The sequence below is a fragment of the Roseofilum capinflatum BLCC-M114 genome (genome assembly GCF_030068505.1).
GTDB classification, from domain to species: Bacteria; Cyanobacteriota; Cyanobacteriia; order Cyanobacteriales; family Desertifilaceae; genus Roseofilum; species Roseofilum capinflatum.
The window spans coordinates 1-13,563 of sequence record NZ_JAQOSO010000011.1; the positions used below are offsets into that span (position 1 = coordinate 1).

Below are 13,563 nucleotides of genomic sequence, written 5' to 3' on the forward strand. Positions count from 1 at the left end.
CGATTATAGTCAATTCAAATAACAGTGAGACATTTTTGTAGGGGCGAGCGGCCGCTCGCCCCTACAGATACGGGTATTCTAGACAGGTTGTGTGTGTATCGTCGTGTCTCAACCTTAATCCAATTGACTATAAAGCGCTCCATTAGTATGGGAAAAACCATTTACTTTTTCGGTAATCTCAGCAATTTCTCCCCGATGTCTTCGTGCAGCAGCACATAGAAACAGGGAATCATAAACAAGGTTAACAGAGTTGCCAACGATAAACCGGAAAAGACAACTACGCCTAATGGTTGTAAGAATTCTCCCCCTTCTCCTGAACCGACGGCTAAAGGAAATAAGCCTAAAACTGTGGTAATTGTGGTCATGAGAATGGGGCGCAGTCGTTGGGGAGCGGCTCTTAAAATAGCGCTGCGATAATCGAGTCCAGATTCGGCGCGAATTTGATTGGCTAATTCGACCATGATAATCGCGTTATTGACGACAATGCCCACCAATAAAACCCCACCGACCAAGACCGTAGCCCCGATCGCCGTTTCCGTGATATACAAGCCTAAAATCCCCCCCGCTAGAGCCAGGGGAACCGTGAGCATAATCACCAAGGGGTCAATCAAAGAATTATACTGAACCGCCATGACCACAAACACCAGAAACGCGGCTAAACTGCCCAAAACGGCGATCGCCTCTTGCAATTGTTGATTCGACTCGGCTGCCACCGACGGCAGAACCCGCGCCCCTGGAGGCAGTTCCAAGTTCTCTAAAGCCGCATCCACTTGGGCCAGAGCTTCACTTAAACTCGCCCCCTGACTCAAACTTCCCGTAATCAAAAAAACCGATCGCCCATTAATGCGCTGAATCTCTGCCGGTGCAGTTCCCTTATCCAAACGGGCGATATCTTGTAGACGAATTGGGCGGGGGCTGGTGAGCGGAGTCGAACCATTGTTTTGTGAAAATAAAGGCATTTGTCGCAGCTCTTCGACGCTCTGTAGAGCCTGACCATCCAACTGTACCCGGATATCCACCAGCCGATTCCCCCGTTGCAGCTCCGTGGGAACCGTTCCCGATATGGCCGTTTCCAAAGTTTCCCCCAACTCCTGTGCCGTGATGCCAAAATCCGCCATTCTTTCCCAGTCGGGACGGATTTGTACTTCTAGTTGCGAGGGGTCAGCATCTGGGCGAAATTGGGCTAAAGTCACGTTTTCATCTAAGGCTTGCATCACTTGACGACCCGCCCCAGCCAGAATACTTGGATCTTCAATGCCATCGGGGCCCAGGGCCGCAGAAATGGCTAAATCAATATCGCCGCGAACCGGGGAATTATTCAAGATTAAGCCGCGCACAGAATCGGGGAATAAGCGCAGCCGAATATTGACCAAATTCAGGTCATTGAGTTGACGTTGAACATTGGCCATAAACGTCTGCATACTGCTGCCCGGTTCCAGGGTAATGGTGCTACTAGAGCGCAGCAAGTTGGCAATGGTGAGGTTAGCAAACAAAAATCCCCCCGTGGTGGTAAACGCATACTCGGTTTCCGGTTGATCCAGCAAAATGCCATCCACCGCTTCCATCACTTTCTGGTTGGTTTCTAGGTTGGTTCCAGGGGGAAATTGGGCGAATAAACGGGCTTGTCCCGTATTGATTTGGGGGAGCAGTTCCTGGGGAATGTCAGCAGCGAGACGCACGCTACCCACACCGAGAATCAAGACGGCTAAGGCGATCGCCACAATTCGCAGCCGAATCACCCCCCTTAAAATCCGTCCATAGCCCCCTGTAATCAACAGGAACTGCCGATTAAACCAGCGTAAGGGCCCCATCTGGTCTAAGCCGCTCGATCGCCGCACGCGCAATAATCGGGAGGTGAGCATGGGAACAACGGTTAAGGCCACAATCATCGAAGCTGCCACAGAAAAGCTGATGGTCAGGATCAGTTCATTAAACAGCAGGGAGAAGAAGCCCCCAATCAGCACAAAAGGCAAAACGGCCACCAAGTTCGTGGAGGTGGATGCTAAGAGGGCAGATTCGAGTTGAGTGGCGGCTTTTTGCGCTTCCAGATAGGGGGAGGTGGGGAGTTCTAAGGTGTCCCCTTCGACTCCCCTCAGAACGTCCCCTGAGCGGAGTCGAAGGGGACGTTCTGAGCGCTGTTGCAGGCTGGTTTCTGAGCGGAGTCGAAGAGCCTGATGTTGGCTGACCATGTTTTCCAGCATCACAATCGAGTTATCCACCACAATCCCCACCCCCAAAGCGAGTCCTCCCAAACTGAACACATTGAGGGAGAGACCAAAGGCGAACATCAGAATCACAGCCGTGAGAGTTGCCAGGGGAATAGCCAGGATGACGATCAGGGTTTGCCGCAGGGAACCCAGGAAGAGGAGAACGGCGATCGCCGCTAGACCCGATCCCGTTAATCCCGCAATCATCACATTGCGAATCGATTGGCGAATAAATCGGGATTCATCCAACGTAGGGGTCAAAATCATATCATCGGGAATAATCCCCCCAGAGCGCATTTCCTCAATCCTGGCTTTTACCGCGTCTACCACTTGCACCGTATTGGCTTCCGGCTGTTTTTGCACGCTCACTTTAACCGCCGGAATGCCATTCAGGGACACCAAGACCTGTTGCCGTTCTGTGCCATCAATCACTTGGGCAAAGTCCCGCAAATACACCTGGCGAGAGGAGGAGGAACCGTCCACCTCAAAGACCAAATCGAGGATATCCTGGGTATTTTCAAAGCGACCAATGGTACGGGTGAGGCTCTCCGTGGGGATGTTTCTCAGCCGTCCTCCGGAACTGTCTAAGTTGCGATCGCGTAAATTATCTAAAACATCATCAATCGTTAAGCCTAAACTCGTCATCCGTTTCAGGTCGAGATTCACCTGTACTTCTTCTTGCAGTCCTCCCGACACATCCACCGAAGCCACCCCAGGGACAACCGTCAGTTCCCGCGCCAATTCCTGATCCCCAAACACCCGCAAATCTACTCCTTGCAATCGCTCAGAGGTGAGCGCAAATTCATACACCGGCAGTTGGGAAGGGTCAAACTTAAAGATTCGCGGCGGTTCCAGGTCGTCCGGCAGTTGGTTAATCGTGCGATTCAGGGTCGCTGTCGCATCATTCAGAGCTTGGTCAATATCACTACCGGGATTAAAATAGAGGTTCAGGGAAACCCGCCCTTCACGGGTTTCTGAAAATACTTGTACCACCCCTTCAGTGGCAGAAAGTCCCTCTTCTAGGGGTCGGGTTACTTCATCTACCGCTACCTGCGGCGCGAGTCCCGGAGTATCAACGCGCACCCCAATCCGGGGATAGGTAATCGCGGGAAGCAGGTCAACCGGGAGCTGACTGAGGGCAAAGAACCCAACGACAATCACCGCGATGGTGAGCATCAGGGTTCCGATATGCCGACGAATGGCGATCGCGCTTAAACTGGAGGGAGCTTGGCTCATAGGATCAATTAAAAATTAAAAATTAAAAATTAAAAATTGGTTTGGCTTGGGGGCAAAGAGTTTCTCTTGATTGTATCGGTTTTGCCGAGCGCGAAGCAAAGATTGTGCTAAAACAATAAATGTAACCACACTCTCACTGACGATGAACAAAGAACAGGTACTGGCCACCTTAGCCAATCATCGGCAAGAACTAGAAGCTTTAGGAGTCAAGTCTCTCGATTTATTTGGCTCCGTCGCGAGAGACGAAGCACGTCCCGATAGCGATATTGACTTTCTTGTAGAGTTTTCTATACAAGCGAGTTTGTTTGACTTATTTCGGGTACAACACTATCTAGAAGATTTATTTGGTTGTGATATCGACTTAGGTACAGAAGATTCCTTGCGAGAACATTTACGAGAACCGGTTCTTCAGGAGGTGATTCGTGCCTTCTAGATCATGGCAGCTACGGATACAAGATATTTTAGAGGCAAGCGATCGCATTCAACAAGCCACTGCGGGAATGAGTTATGAGCAGTTTGAAGATATGGAGGATCTTGTTTTACATGGGATTCTTTATAATTTTGTGATCATTGGTGAGGCTTCAATCAACGTTAACGATAGCATCAAGTCTCGCTATCCTGAAATTCCCTGGCGTTTAATGGGGGATATGAGAAATGTGATGACTCACGAATACTTTCGGGTCAACCAAAGGTTAGTCTGGAATACGATTGAAAATCACTTACCTGCTGTCGTTCCTATGCTAGAGACGCTATTGCAGCAAGAGAGCGGACAAGAATAGAGTTTAGGTTAGGGACTAGAAAGATGAACGGGTTGAAGTTAGGAAGGCGTAAATTATCCAGTTTCTGGAGTCTAGATGGCGTAGTGAAATTGCTAGTGTTGCAGGCTCTGCTCTGGTTACCGATGGTGACGCTCTCCCTGAAATGGTGGGGGTTTAAGTGGACTCAAGCTCGTTTATGCCAATTTTTTCCGTTACGAGAGAGTGGCAAAACTGGGGATGATCTGGTCTATCGCGTACTACAAGTAAATCAGGCTGTACGATTAGCGGCTAAATATTGCCAACCTTGGGCGAAATGCTTACAACAATCTCTCGTTCTCTGGAGTTTGTTACGTCACCAGGGAATTGAGAGCCAATTACAGATTGGGGTACAGCAGAAGGAGGGGGAATTTGCTGCCCATGCTTGGGTGGAATGGGAAGGTTGGGCGATTAATGATACTCAGGATGTGCGCGATCGCTACGCAGCGTTTGAGCGATCGCTCGGAACCTAAACCTTTCAACCATTCCCAGGACTTAAAAGATAAAGTCGATATCAAATTGGGTGAGATCCACTAAATGCAACTCTCCTTCCTCATTCACATTGGTGGCTACCAATAACATGGTTTTAGAAATCATGGCGATCGCCACTGGTGAACAGGGCCCTAAAATGCGGCCCACCACTTGCCCATACTCATCTAACAACATTAAATGACCGCGACGATCGCCAATGACATAGCCCCAAGAGGCGATCGCCACACAGACCGGTAACTGGACTTTTATCGGAATCGGCCGCATCCGAAAGGGCTTCAAATCCATCAACAGCGGCCCGTGAGTATCGCACTTCGGAATCACCAACACTCGATAAGCAATACTACTGGGAATAATTCGATCGACTTCTAAGAACAATTTCCATTGTCCCAGGGTATTGCCTCGACGAGTAAACACTTCCATCCAAGTTTTTCCCGTCTCTACTCGCCAAAATATCCCATGGCGATCGTCGAGAATTTGGAGTTGATGAACTCCCTCCCTCACTGCCACTGGAGGACGACCTAACCAATGGGGGCGATCGCCATTGAGATCGGCCGGTTGTGTCGATCGATGCCAAGTCCATAATTGATTCTCCTCTGTCACCGCAGCCACCCAATCCCCTTGGGGATGGACATCCGCCTTAAAGGGAATGGGAAGATGGGCGATTAACTGAGCTGACAGTAGGGATGAATCCGACAAATAAGGACTGATAGAGTAAATACATTGATCGGTGAAAGCAAAACTCCCTTGGGAAGTGACTTTGAGTTCACGAATAGCCTCTGGTAAACTGACTCTCCCCACTTCTGCTAAGACATCAAACCTAGAGTCTTCTTGATAGTGTTGGCATTGAATCATGTCTGAGAGTGCCCAATAAATACAAGTCACTGGAGGGCAGGATTCATGGAGGTTAGAGTTTGAAGACACCCCTAAAGCGGCGATCGCTCCTGGCAATGCATGAGTTGTCACTGGTTCAGTCGTGAGGGGACGACTCGGTGGATGGGGGAGGACACTAATTAGGCTCGTTGATGAGGACAAGTCGATTAACTCTGAAAGGCGATCGAGGTCTGCCAGCATATGCCGAGCGCTTTTGTAGCGACGGGCGGGTAATTTCTCCAACGCTTTAAGAATAATCTTTTGTAGGGCTGGATGGACTGTTTCTGGAAGCATCACCCGTTCATTGAGATGATAATTCATTAACTGCTGGGGTTGTCCAGAAAAGGGGCGATCGCCCACCACCAACTCATAAAAGATCACCCCCACCGCATAGATATCCGATTGAAGGGAATATTGCCCATAAAAGCGCTCTGGAGCCATATAAGCTGGCGATCCCGTATTATCTGAAGCCTCTTGACTTTCCTGGATTAACCGTGCAATGCCAAAATCAGATATGCGAGCGATCCAACCGCTTGATTTAAGGGTTAACAAAATATTTTCCGGTTTCAAATCCCGGTGGATAATCCCTCGACTATTGGCATGTTCCATCCCTTTCAAGACATCTTTAATTAATTGAATCGACAGCCCCAAGGGAAACTTTTCCTGGCGATCCATCCAATTTCGCAACGTTCCCCCCTCACAATAGTCCATGACCAAATAGCGCCCTTGTCGAGAATGTTCTAGGGCACGACAACTGACAATATTGGGATGGGAAAGTTGCAACAAGAACCGCAATTCCCGCAGGAATAGATGGGTCGGAAATCGATGTTTATCTAAATCTTTCAGGGCAACCAACTTGCCCGTTTGACGATGACACCCACAAAATACACGCCCAAACTGTCCTTGGCCAATCAATCCTAAAACCAGATATTTCGTTTTGGGAATTTGAGGGACAGTCATGGGATAATAATTGGCTTAAGCTGTGGTTAACTGTTGCATAATCTCTGCATGGGTCTTTTCTCCAACCAGGTCTTCAACTTGGCTCAAACGCTTTTCCAAGCCTAGAATAAAGTGGTTACACTCAGCCCCTAGAGATTCACAAGCACTCTGTACACAATAGAGATCTTTGCCACTCAATTGACTAAAGAAAGCACTAAAGACTCCTGCATCTAGGAAACAAACCGGAACTCCTAGTTTAGGGCTATGGGCTGCGAAGGGAGCATTCCAAGTTTTGACCACTAAAAATCCTTGGGAAATATAACTTTGATCCAGCTCAATTTTACCCCAGCCGTGAGTTTTCCAGCATTGTTTGAAGGATTGCAAAAAGTCTAACATACTCATATCTGCTAAGGATTTTTCGTAGTATTCAGACACTTCTTCTGCAAACCGAGCATAAAAGTTTTTTCCCCACCAGCGACCGCAGTTATATAAGACTAATTTTGAGGCTTGCCCTGTTTCTTTATCTAAGCCGGAATATATGGCTTGGATTAAGGGTTCTGGCATAGCCAATAGGCGATCGCCTCGGCGATTTTCTAACAATCCTAATTCTAAATCACTTCGCACATAAACATCGGAGGCAAAGTAATTACTAGGAATACGGTTATTGGTTACTAAGTCAGAAACAGAAATCATGGTTGATGCTATTGAGGGTTAGCTATTACTGTTGAGTAATTGAGTTTGAGCCAAAATTAGAGGAGATTTGATTAACTTAATTTGATCGGGTTTTAAGGTTTTCATTAATTGTTGATTGAGCAATTTGTACAAGACTTTATCTAAGTCTTGAGTTTCGTACATGGCAATGCTTTGGGAGAGCCAATCTACAAATCGCTCCTTAACTAGGGTATCATTATTAATCAACATGGCCATAGCACAATAGCGTAACATGAGCATGGCGTTTTTAACCGATCGCTCCAGATCTTCAGTGGAGGGATCGGGAAAGTGCCGAGGCAGTTGATCGGCCACAGCTTGCATTATTTCTACTTCTTGTTCCCGAATTTGACAATAGGTTTCTAGACGTTGAGGTAAGGACTCAACATACTGGGTTAAACCTTTGAGTTCTTCGGGTTTCAGGTAACGATTTTCTGCTTCAGCAAAAAGTGCTTCTAGGTCGGTATTCATAAGCCCATGGATCAAACTAAGGATGGATTAAAAGAGACTGGAAAAGTCTTCTAAGGTGACATCTTTTTCAGATTGAGTCGATGCAGACTCAGGTTCTGGAGGTAGGGGGTCACTGGGAGCGATCGCTCCTTGACCGTCCCAGTCAATACAGGTAAAGAACTGGTTCACACTTAAAGTCCAGGATAGGGTCTCGGTGCGTTTGGGGCCCTCTACACTGGCTTGCTTACTAGCCTGTTTAAATTGCTGGATCGGTTCGGGATCGTGTTCCCAATTAATTTGGCTAAAAAAGTTGTGGACTGAAGTCCGTTGCCAGGTTTGGGGTTTGCCCTGGCTTTTTTTTGCCTTGGGTTTAGATGGGGTTTGGGAACTAGGACTCATGCTAACCGCTCTCCTGAACGCAACCGTTTTTCAATATCACGAGCTGTTGCTCCTTCATTGAACCAGAATGAGGCGGCATCAATGCGATCTTTACCGCCAATCAGGAATTTACAATAGGTTTCCCCCATGGAGTAGCATTGAATTTCAATACAACTGAGTTGTTTTTTGACCAATTCGGTAAAAAAGCCAGCAAATAGACCGGCATAGATATGACAGACGGGTTTACCGACATCGCCCAGGGTACGAGCGACGGCAGAATCAAAGAGGTTGATAAACATAAAGCCTTGTTTGCGATCGCCCATATCCACTTCCCAGCGTCCCCATCCTTGGGAGGTGAAGGGCCACCACCAGGTTTCTAGTAGAAACATTAAGTTGGCTTGACGGATGCTGCGATCGAACTCTTTTTCAAACCATTTTTCAAAGAAAAAAGCATCCTTTTGTCCCCATTCCACACCAATGGTATACATGATGGCTGCCGAAGCCTCTCCGACTTCTTCTTCGAGACCTTCCACTAACCCAATAATAAAATCTTCACTGGTGAGGACATTTTGGGCTCCATTCCAGTCTAAGACGGTTCCACGCTCTGGATCGAATTGGAAAAAATCCTGGAAGCCGTAGTGGTTGTGTTTTTTGGGATTTTTGCTATTGAGTAAATGTTGAGTTTGGGTTGCGTTTGCCATAAGTGTTCAGACCTGTGACGTTGGGTGGCCCTCTAGGTAGAGGGGCTGAAGCTTTGACCCGGATGGGTTAACCTGTTCGCTTTTATTGTATCGGTTACTGACGAATCCACTGCAAACTTGTAATGAAAGTCAAGCAAATTTTGCTCTTACAAGGGCGATTCTTCTATAGTAGAGACTTGACAGAGGATTTGCCGGTTATATTCGAGGATGGGACGCAGCAGGGCTGCTTCCTCGGTCGTTAAGAGGGATTCGACGACTTTTTGCATGATAGAGTATGTCACATCACAGCTATCTTGAGCGTCAAAGGCTCTCATGATGGTTTGAAACCAGAGAAGCAGGCGATCGCGTAATCCTTCTCGATCGTCAATTAACAGCGCTAGAGCTGAGTGACGCAGGATACGAAGCGTATCTTGTTTCCATTTAGCGCTCAAATCCTGATCGCCCCGCATTAATACCTGGGGCGCTTTGGCGCGAATTTGGGATTGGACTTGCTGGACAATTAGGGCTTCTGAGGTGCGAATTTTGTTATAGGTGGTTAAGCGCAAGGGAAACGACTGAATATAATCGTGAAAAAATTGCAGCTCTTCATCTGTGGCATAGCGGCCATCGGTTTCTTGATAGAGGTTTTTAGTTTGGGTCAGCATAGCTTCTCAATAGTAGTCTTAAGCATCGTCTTAAGCATCGTCTAGGCATCTTTGGTTTGGGTTAAGTAGGCTCCAATCTCAAATTTGGTCTCTTCAAGTTGTTTGAGGGTAGATCGGGTAACCAGTTTACCCGCTTCAACGAGGACTTCCCCGGTTACTGGATGGAGCATATCTTGATCGGCTCGTCTGCCAATTAGGGCTTCAATGTCTTGTAGCGATCGCACGTACATCCCTGGAGGTAATTCTACCACTACTCCATCGGTCAGTACCCGTGATTGACAGGCGAGGCGGGAATTGGGCTTACAGGAGGTAATCACTTCTAGGGTTCGCTGCTCCCTACGGTTCATGGGGGTTAGGGAGTCCATCCCATCTTTTATATACACATGGCAGGTGGCACACATGCCTCGTCCTCCACATTCTTTGAGGACATCTAAATCCTTATTCATCAGGACTGATAACAGATTCCCGTTGGTTTCTACTTCCGTTTCTTGGGCGATCGGTTCAAGTCTGACTGTTTTCACCATAATCTTTTAGTCTCCAAAGTTGCTTAGGGTAAGAGTAACTGTTTATATTCGGGTTTGAGCGATTTTTCTACTAAAGCAGGAAAATCTCGGATCACTTTTATGCACCGACTGATAAAGGCTGCCACCCAAGACTGAATCCAGGATAATTGTTCAGGGGTTACCGCTTGGCTCAGGGCTGTGGCACTGGTAAAGGTCAATTCAGCAGTGCGACTGACTTCAAAGCTCTGCAACCATTCCACATCGGGACGGGTGGATTTCCAATAGTTGGTAATCACGGCTTTACCCAAATACTGAGTGGTATAAAGACTCAGTTGATTGAGGGCTTCGAGCAATTCTTTTAGGGTAACCTGGGAAGTGGCCTCTGGGACAGAGGGTGCAGGTGCAGGTGCAGGTGCGGGTGCGGGTGCAGGTGCAGGTGCAGGTGCGGGGGCAGGAGAGGGGGCAGAATCTTTCCAGTAAGTTTCGTTCGAGAGAGTTAAACTACCGGCCAAGAGTCGAAAGGTGGCGATCGCCGTAGCACTATCGGCCACTAATTCCGTTTTCAGGTGATTGAGGGCATCGGCATAATGGCTATAGACCAAATCCAGGGTCGTCAGCACCAATAAAATCACGCCGTCGGGCAGTTTATAAATAAACACCTGGTTTTGGGCAAACTGAAACTCAAAGGACTCAAACCCTTCTGGAGTGGTTTCGACCACCTGTCTCAAGCCTTGAGCTAGGGCCTCTTTTTGCTGAAAATTGAGGCTACTATCTACGCCACAAAAATAGGGACGCGATCGCCGATCGATTAGGGCGACTCCCGCAATTCCTGGTAAATTCAGAAAATCCTCAATTACCTCCCGTTTCATAAGTAGATGCTGATCTTTCGTCTCCTGATTATGGGGCCATGGGTCTTTAATCTATTTATTTTGGGACTTCATGTCACAACGGTAGGGGGGAGAGGTTTTGAGTTAGGACAGTTCAAGTCTAGACATCAAGGGTATAGGTCTGCTATGGGTCAATTATGAGTTCGGTCTTAATTTTACCCAATTATACGGTCTTACGTCTTACGTTCCCTAGGGTCTTTCTTGTTCGTCAGTCCACTGAACTCTCCGATATCCCATTTTAGGTTGATCACTCATGTCTGACCTTCCATTCACGTTGGATCAATTACGCATTCTCAAGGCGATCGCCCTTGAGGGCAGCTTTAAACGAGCCGCCGACAGTCTCTATGTCTCCCAACCGGCCGTGAGTCTGCAAGTCCAGAACTTAGAGAAACAATTAGATGTTCCCCTTTTCGATCGGGGAGGAAGACGGGCCCAACTGACGGAAGCGGGTCATTTACTGCTTCAGTATGGTGAAAAGATTCTTTCCCTGTGTCAAGAAACCTGTCGGGCGATCGAAGATTTGCAAAATCTCCAAGGAGGAACCCTCATTGTTGGAGCCTCTCAAACCACAGGAACCTATCTTTTGCCGGGGATGATTGGTGCTTTTCGGGAAAAATATCCGGATGTGGCCGTGCAACTGCATGTCCATTCTACCCGCCGAACTTGTTGGAGCGTCTCCAATGGCCAAATTGATTTAGCCATTATTGGTGGTGAAGTTCCTACGGAGCTGCAAGAAGTCTTAGAAATCTCTTCCTATGCTGAAGATGAGTTAGCCCTGATTTTAGCCCCTTCCCATCCCCTAGCTGCCCAGAGTACCATTCAAAAAGACGATCTTTATGAACTGCAATTTATTGCTCTGGATTCCCAATCCACCATTCGTAAGGTGATTGACCAAGTTTTAACCCGGTGTGGGATTGAAACCAATCGCCTGAAAGTGGAAATGGAACTCAATTCGATTGAAGCGATTAAAAATGCGGTACAAGCCAATTTAGGAGCGGCTTTTGTTTCGGTTTCGGCCATTGAAAAGGAATTACAAATTAATCTACTCCATCGCTCTTACATTGAAGGGGTGTCTATTCGCCGTACTCTGTCGGTGATTGTCAATCCCAATCGCTATCGCTCTAAAGCGGCTGAAGCGTTTCGGACGGAAATCCTACCGGCTTTCACGACCCAAGGTAAAGTAGGGTTAACTCCCCCCACGGATGTTGGGATCGATCTCAATGCCACTCAGGGGCCCGATCCAGAATCGTCGGCATCCTTGGAGGATTAACTGGGGTCTTTTGTCAGTTCTCAATCTTTTGCCCTCTGGCCTATGGATATTCATTGCACACGCCCAAAATGTCAGCGTCCGCTCAACCGATTGCCTGAGCTGGATCACCCTGAAAAACTGAAAACGACTTCCCAGAAATATTGCACTTGTTGTGGAATGCCTTTAATTTTGGCTGGCCGCTATTTACCCCAACGGTTATTGGGTCAAGGGGGGTTTGGTGCGGCTTATTTGGCGGTCGATCGCTATACGCCGACGTTGCGCTCTTGTGTGGTCAAACAGTTTCAACCAGCAGGGCAATTATCTCCCCAACAATTGGCGATCGCTCAACAGCATTTTGAGCAGGAGGCTTTGGTGCTGGAGGAGTTGGGGAACGAACATCCCCAAATTCCTCGGCTTTATGCTTTTTTTCCCTTGTTGGTTCCGTCTTCGGCTCAAGAGGCGGAAAACCAGTTTTTTTATCTGGTTCAGGAATGGATTGATGGACAAAATTTAGAGGAAGAGTTGGAATATACGGGCCCTTTTTCGGAGCAAGATATCCTGTCTCTATTGCGCCAAATTTTACCGGTTTTGCAATTTGTTCACGATCGCCATGCCATCCATCGGGATATTAAACCCTCGAATATTATGCGGGATAAGAAGGGGCGATTGGTGTTGCTCGATTTTGGTGCGGTTAAGCAGGTTAGCCAAGGCTCAGGCGGCCGCTCTACGGAGATCTATTCCCAAGGGTTTGCACCTCCAGAACAAATGGCGGGGGGAGAAGTTTACCCCTCTACAGATTTGTATGCTCTGGCGGTGAGTTGCTTGACTCTGTTAACCCAGAAGAGTTCTCAGGAATTATATGATTCTTATAATAATCGCTGGAAGTGGCGATCGGAAATTGATTTATCTGAACCCTTAGCTTCAGTTTTAGATAAAATGCTGGCTCTGTCTCCCTATCAACGGTTTGCCAGTGCCAATGAGGTTTTAGAGAACCTGCGTCCCCAGTCCGTTCAAGGGATGAGTCCATCAACGACTCTTCAGCCTTCTGGGTCTCCTGCGGTCGCAACTCCGCCCCCAACTCCGGCGAAACCGATGGCAATGACTTCTAGTTTTTCGACTCCAGAATTGTTGATGATCTCTACGTTTACGGGATTTGAGTCGGTGGTTTTGGCCTTGGGGTTCACCAATCTATTGGGGGTAAATGGGATTAGTATGGGCCTTTGGGGGGCGGTGATGGGAGGATTGGTTTATGCCCAATTTCGCCGTTGGATTGAACGGGTGGATTTGGCGATTTTAGCTGTGATTTCTTGGGGGATCTTGTTATTTGTACCCCCGCTTCGGGGAAGCCAGCCTTTAGATGTACTTTTAATTGTTCCCATTTGTGTGGGAGCGGGTTTAGGGTTGATTATGTCTGTGTTTCGGTTGATTTCTCAGAGGTTAGGACGATGATTGTATAGGGAATAGGGAATGGGGAATGGGGAATGGGGAATGGGGAATGGGGAATC

At 47.7% G+C, this 13,563-nt stretch carries 14 protein-coding genes; 5 read left to right on the forward strand and 9 right to left on the reverse strand.

The genetic code is table 11. The annotated features are described in order from the left end of the window. Positions 1 to 161 precede the first annotated feature (161 nt). Complete coding sequence (locus PMG25_RS02780; protein WP_283765386.1) at positions 162 to 3,443, reverse strand: efflux RND transporter permease subunit; 3,282 nt, start codon at positions 3,441 to 3,443, stop codon at positions 162 to 164. A 142-nt stretch (positions 3,444 to 3,585) separates the two neighbouring features. Here PMG25_RS02780 and PMG25_RS02785 point away from each other — a divergent pair, with 142 nt between their 5' ends. Genes PMG25_RS02785 through PMG25_RS02795 form a run of 3 tightly spaced genes read left to right on the forward strand, consistent with a single transcriptional unit; the run spans position 3,586 to position 4,710 of the window. Continuing rightward, positions 3,586 to 3,876, forward strand: a complete 291-nt coding sequence (locus tag PMG25_RS02785) for a nucleotidyltransferase family protein (RefSeq protein ID WP_283765387.1) — start codon at positions 3,586 to 3,588, stop codon at positions 3,874 to 3,876. After that, positions 3,866 to 4,222: a HepT-like ribonuclease domain-containing protein gene (locus PMG25_RS02790; RefSeq protein WP_283765388.1), complete on the forward strand. Its 357-nt coding sequence runs from the start codon at positions 3,866 to 3,868 to the stop codon at positions 4,220 to 4,222. The genes PMG25_RS02785 and PMG25_RS02790 overlap by 11 nt, the downstream gene beginning before the upstream one ends. Positions 4,223 to 4,245: 23 nt before the next feature. Then, the gene (locus PMG25_RS02795; protein ID WP_283765389.1) at positions 4,246 to 4,710 is read left to right on the forward strand and encodes a lasso peptide biosynthesis B2 protein; all 465 of its coding nucleotides are present in this window, start codon (positions 4,246 to 4,248) and stop codon (positions 4,708 to 4,710) included. Between the two features lie 22 nt (positions 4,711 to 4,732). Here the strand turns inward: PMG25_RS02795 and PMG25_RS02800 are convergent, their stop codons facing one another. The 8 genes from PMG25_RS02800 to PMG25_RS02835 form a co-directional block, all read right to left on the reverse strand. After that, positions 4,733 to 6,559: a serine/threonine-protein kinase gene (locus tag PMG25_RS02800; protein ID WP_283765390.1), complete on the reverse strand. Its 1,827-nt coding sequence runs from the start codon at positions 6,557 to 6,559 to the stop codon at positions 4,733 to 4,735. 15 nt (positions 6,560 to 6,574) lie between these two features. Further along, a complete protein-coding gene (locus tag PMG25_RS02805) occupies positions 6,575 to 7,231 on the reverse strand; it encodes a V4R domain-containing protein (RefSeq protein WP_283765391.1) in 657 nt (218 codons plus the stop codon). Positions 7,232 to 7,249: 18 nt separating this feature from the next. Next, positions 7,250 to 7,717 (reverse strand): globin family protein, encoded by a 468-nt coding sequence (locus PMG25_RS02810; protein ID WP_283765392.1) that lies wholly within the window; start codon positions 7,715 to 7,717, stop codon positions 7,250 to 7,252. A 27-nt stretch (positions 7,718 to 7,744) separates the two neighbouring features. Continuing rightward, a complete protein-coding gene (locus PMG25_RS02815; RefSeq protein WP_283765393.1) occupies positions 7,745 to 8,095 on the reverse strand; it encodes a hypothetical protein in 351 nt (116 codons plus the stop codon). Beyond that, positions 8,092 to 8,775 carry a V4R domain-containing protein gene (locus tag PMG25_RS02820; RefSeq protein ID WP_283765394.1) on the reverse strand — a complete coding sequence of 228 codons (684 nt, stop codon included), beginning with the start codon at positions 8,773 to 8,775 and terminating at the stop codon, positions 8,092 to 8,094. The genes PMG25_RS02815 and PMG25_RS02820 overlap by 4 nt, the downstream gene beginning before the upstream one ends. A 146-nt stretch (positions 8,776 to 8,921) precedes the next feature. Further along, positions 8,922 to 9,419, reverse strand: a complete 498-nt coding sequence (locus PMG25_RS02825; protein ID WP_283765395.1) for a globin family protein — start codon at positions 9,417 to 9,419, stop codon at positions 8,922 to 8,924. Between the two features lie 41 nt (positions 9,420 to 9,460). Continuing rightward, a complete protein-coding gene (locus tag PMG25_RS02830) occupies positions 9,461 to 9,943 on the reverse strand; it encodes a 2Fe-2S iron-sulfur cluster-binding protein (RefSeq protein WP_283765396.1) in 483 nt (160 codons plus the stop codon). 23 nt (positions 9,944 to 9,966) lie between these two features. Further along, positions 9,967 to 10,791 carry a hypothetical protein gene (locus PMG25_RS02835; protein WP_283765397.1) on the reverse strand — a complete coding sequence of 275 codons (825 nt, stop codon included), beginning with the start codon at positions 10,789 to 10,791 and terminating at the stop codon, positions 9,967 to 9,969. Between the two features lie 271 nt (positions 10,792 to 11,062). On the opposite strand from PMG25_RS02835, the gene PMG25_RS02840 reads away from it, so the two are divergent. Beyond that, complete coding sequence (locus tag PMG25_RS02840; protein ID WP_283765398.1) at positions 11,063 to 12,079, forward strand: LysR family transcriptional regulator; 1,017 nt, start codon at positions 11,063 to 11,065, stop codon at positions 12,077 to 12,079. A gap of 42 nt (positions 12,080 to 12,121) precedes the next feature. Then, complete coding sequence (locus tag PMG25_RS02845) at positions 12,122 to 13,507, forward strand: serine/threonine-protein kinase (protein WP_283765399.1); 1,386 nt, start codon at positions 12,122 to 12,124, stop codon at positions 13,505 to 13,507. Positions 13,508 to 13,563: the final 56 nt, after the last annotated feature.

Excerpts from the sequence above, each read along its gene's own strand:
- PMG25_RS02780 (WP_283765386.1), bottom strand. The coding sequence starts at position 3,443 with ATGAGCCAAGCTCCCTCCAGTTTAAGCGCGATCGCCATTCGTCGGCAT.
- PMG25_RS02785 (WP_283765387.1), top strand. The coding sequence starts at position 3,586 with ATGAACAAAGAACAGGTACTGGCCACCTTAGCCAATCATCGGCAAGAA.
- PMG25_RS02795 (WP_283765389.1), top strand. The coding sequence starts at position 4,246 with ATGAACGGGTTGAAGTTAGGAAGGCGTAAATTATCCAGTTTCTGGAGT.
- PMG25_RS02800 (WP_283765390.1), bottom strand. The coding sequence starts at position 6,559 with ATGACTGTCCCTCAAATTCCCAAAACGAAATATCTGGTTTTAGGATTG.
- PMG25_RS02805 (WP_283765391.1), bottom strand. The coding sequence starts at position 7,231 with ATGATTTCTGTTTCTGACTTAGTAACCAATAACCGTATTCCTAGTAAT.
- PMG25_RS02810 (WP_283765392.1), bottom strand. The coding sequence starts at position 7,717 with ATGAATACCGACCTAGAAGCACTTTTTGCTGAAGCAGAAAATCGTTAC.
- PMG25_RS02815 (WP_283765393.1), bottom strand. The coding sequence starts at position 8,095 with ATGAGTCCTAGTTCCCAAACCCCATCTAAACCCAAGGCAAAAAAAAGC.
- PMG25_RS02820 (WP_283765394.1), bottom strand. The coding sequence starts at position 8,775 with ATGGCAAACGCAACCCAAACTCAACATTTACTCAATAGCAAAAATCCC.
- PMG25_RS02825 (WP_283765395.1), bottom strand. The coding sequence starts at position 9,419 with ATGCTGACCCAAACTAAAAACCTCTATCAAGAAACCGATGGCCGCTAT.
- PMG25_RS02830 (WP_283765396.1), bottom strand. The coding sequence starts at position 9,943 with ATGGTGAAAACAGTCAGACTTGAACCGATCGCCCAAGAAACGGAAGTA.
- PMG25_RS02835 (WP_283765397.1), bottom strand. The coding sequence starts at position 10,791 with ATGAAACGGGAGGTAATTGAGGATTTTCTGAATTTACCAGGAATTGCG.
- PMG25_RS02840 (WP_283765398.1), top strand. The coding sequence starts at position 11,063 with ATGTCTGACCTTCCATTCACGTTGGATCAATTACGCATTCTCAAGGCG.
- PMG25_RS02845 (WP_283765399.1), top strand. The coding sequence starts at position 12,122 with ATGGATATTCATTGCACACGCCCAAAATGTCAGCGTCCGCTCAACCGA.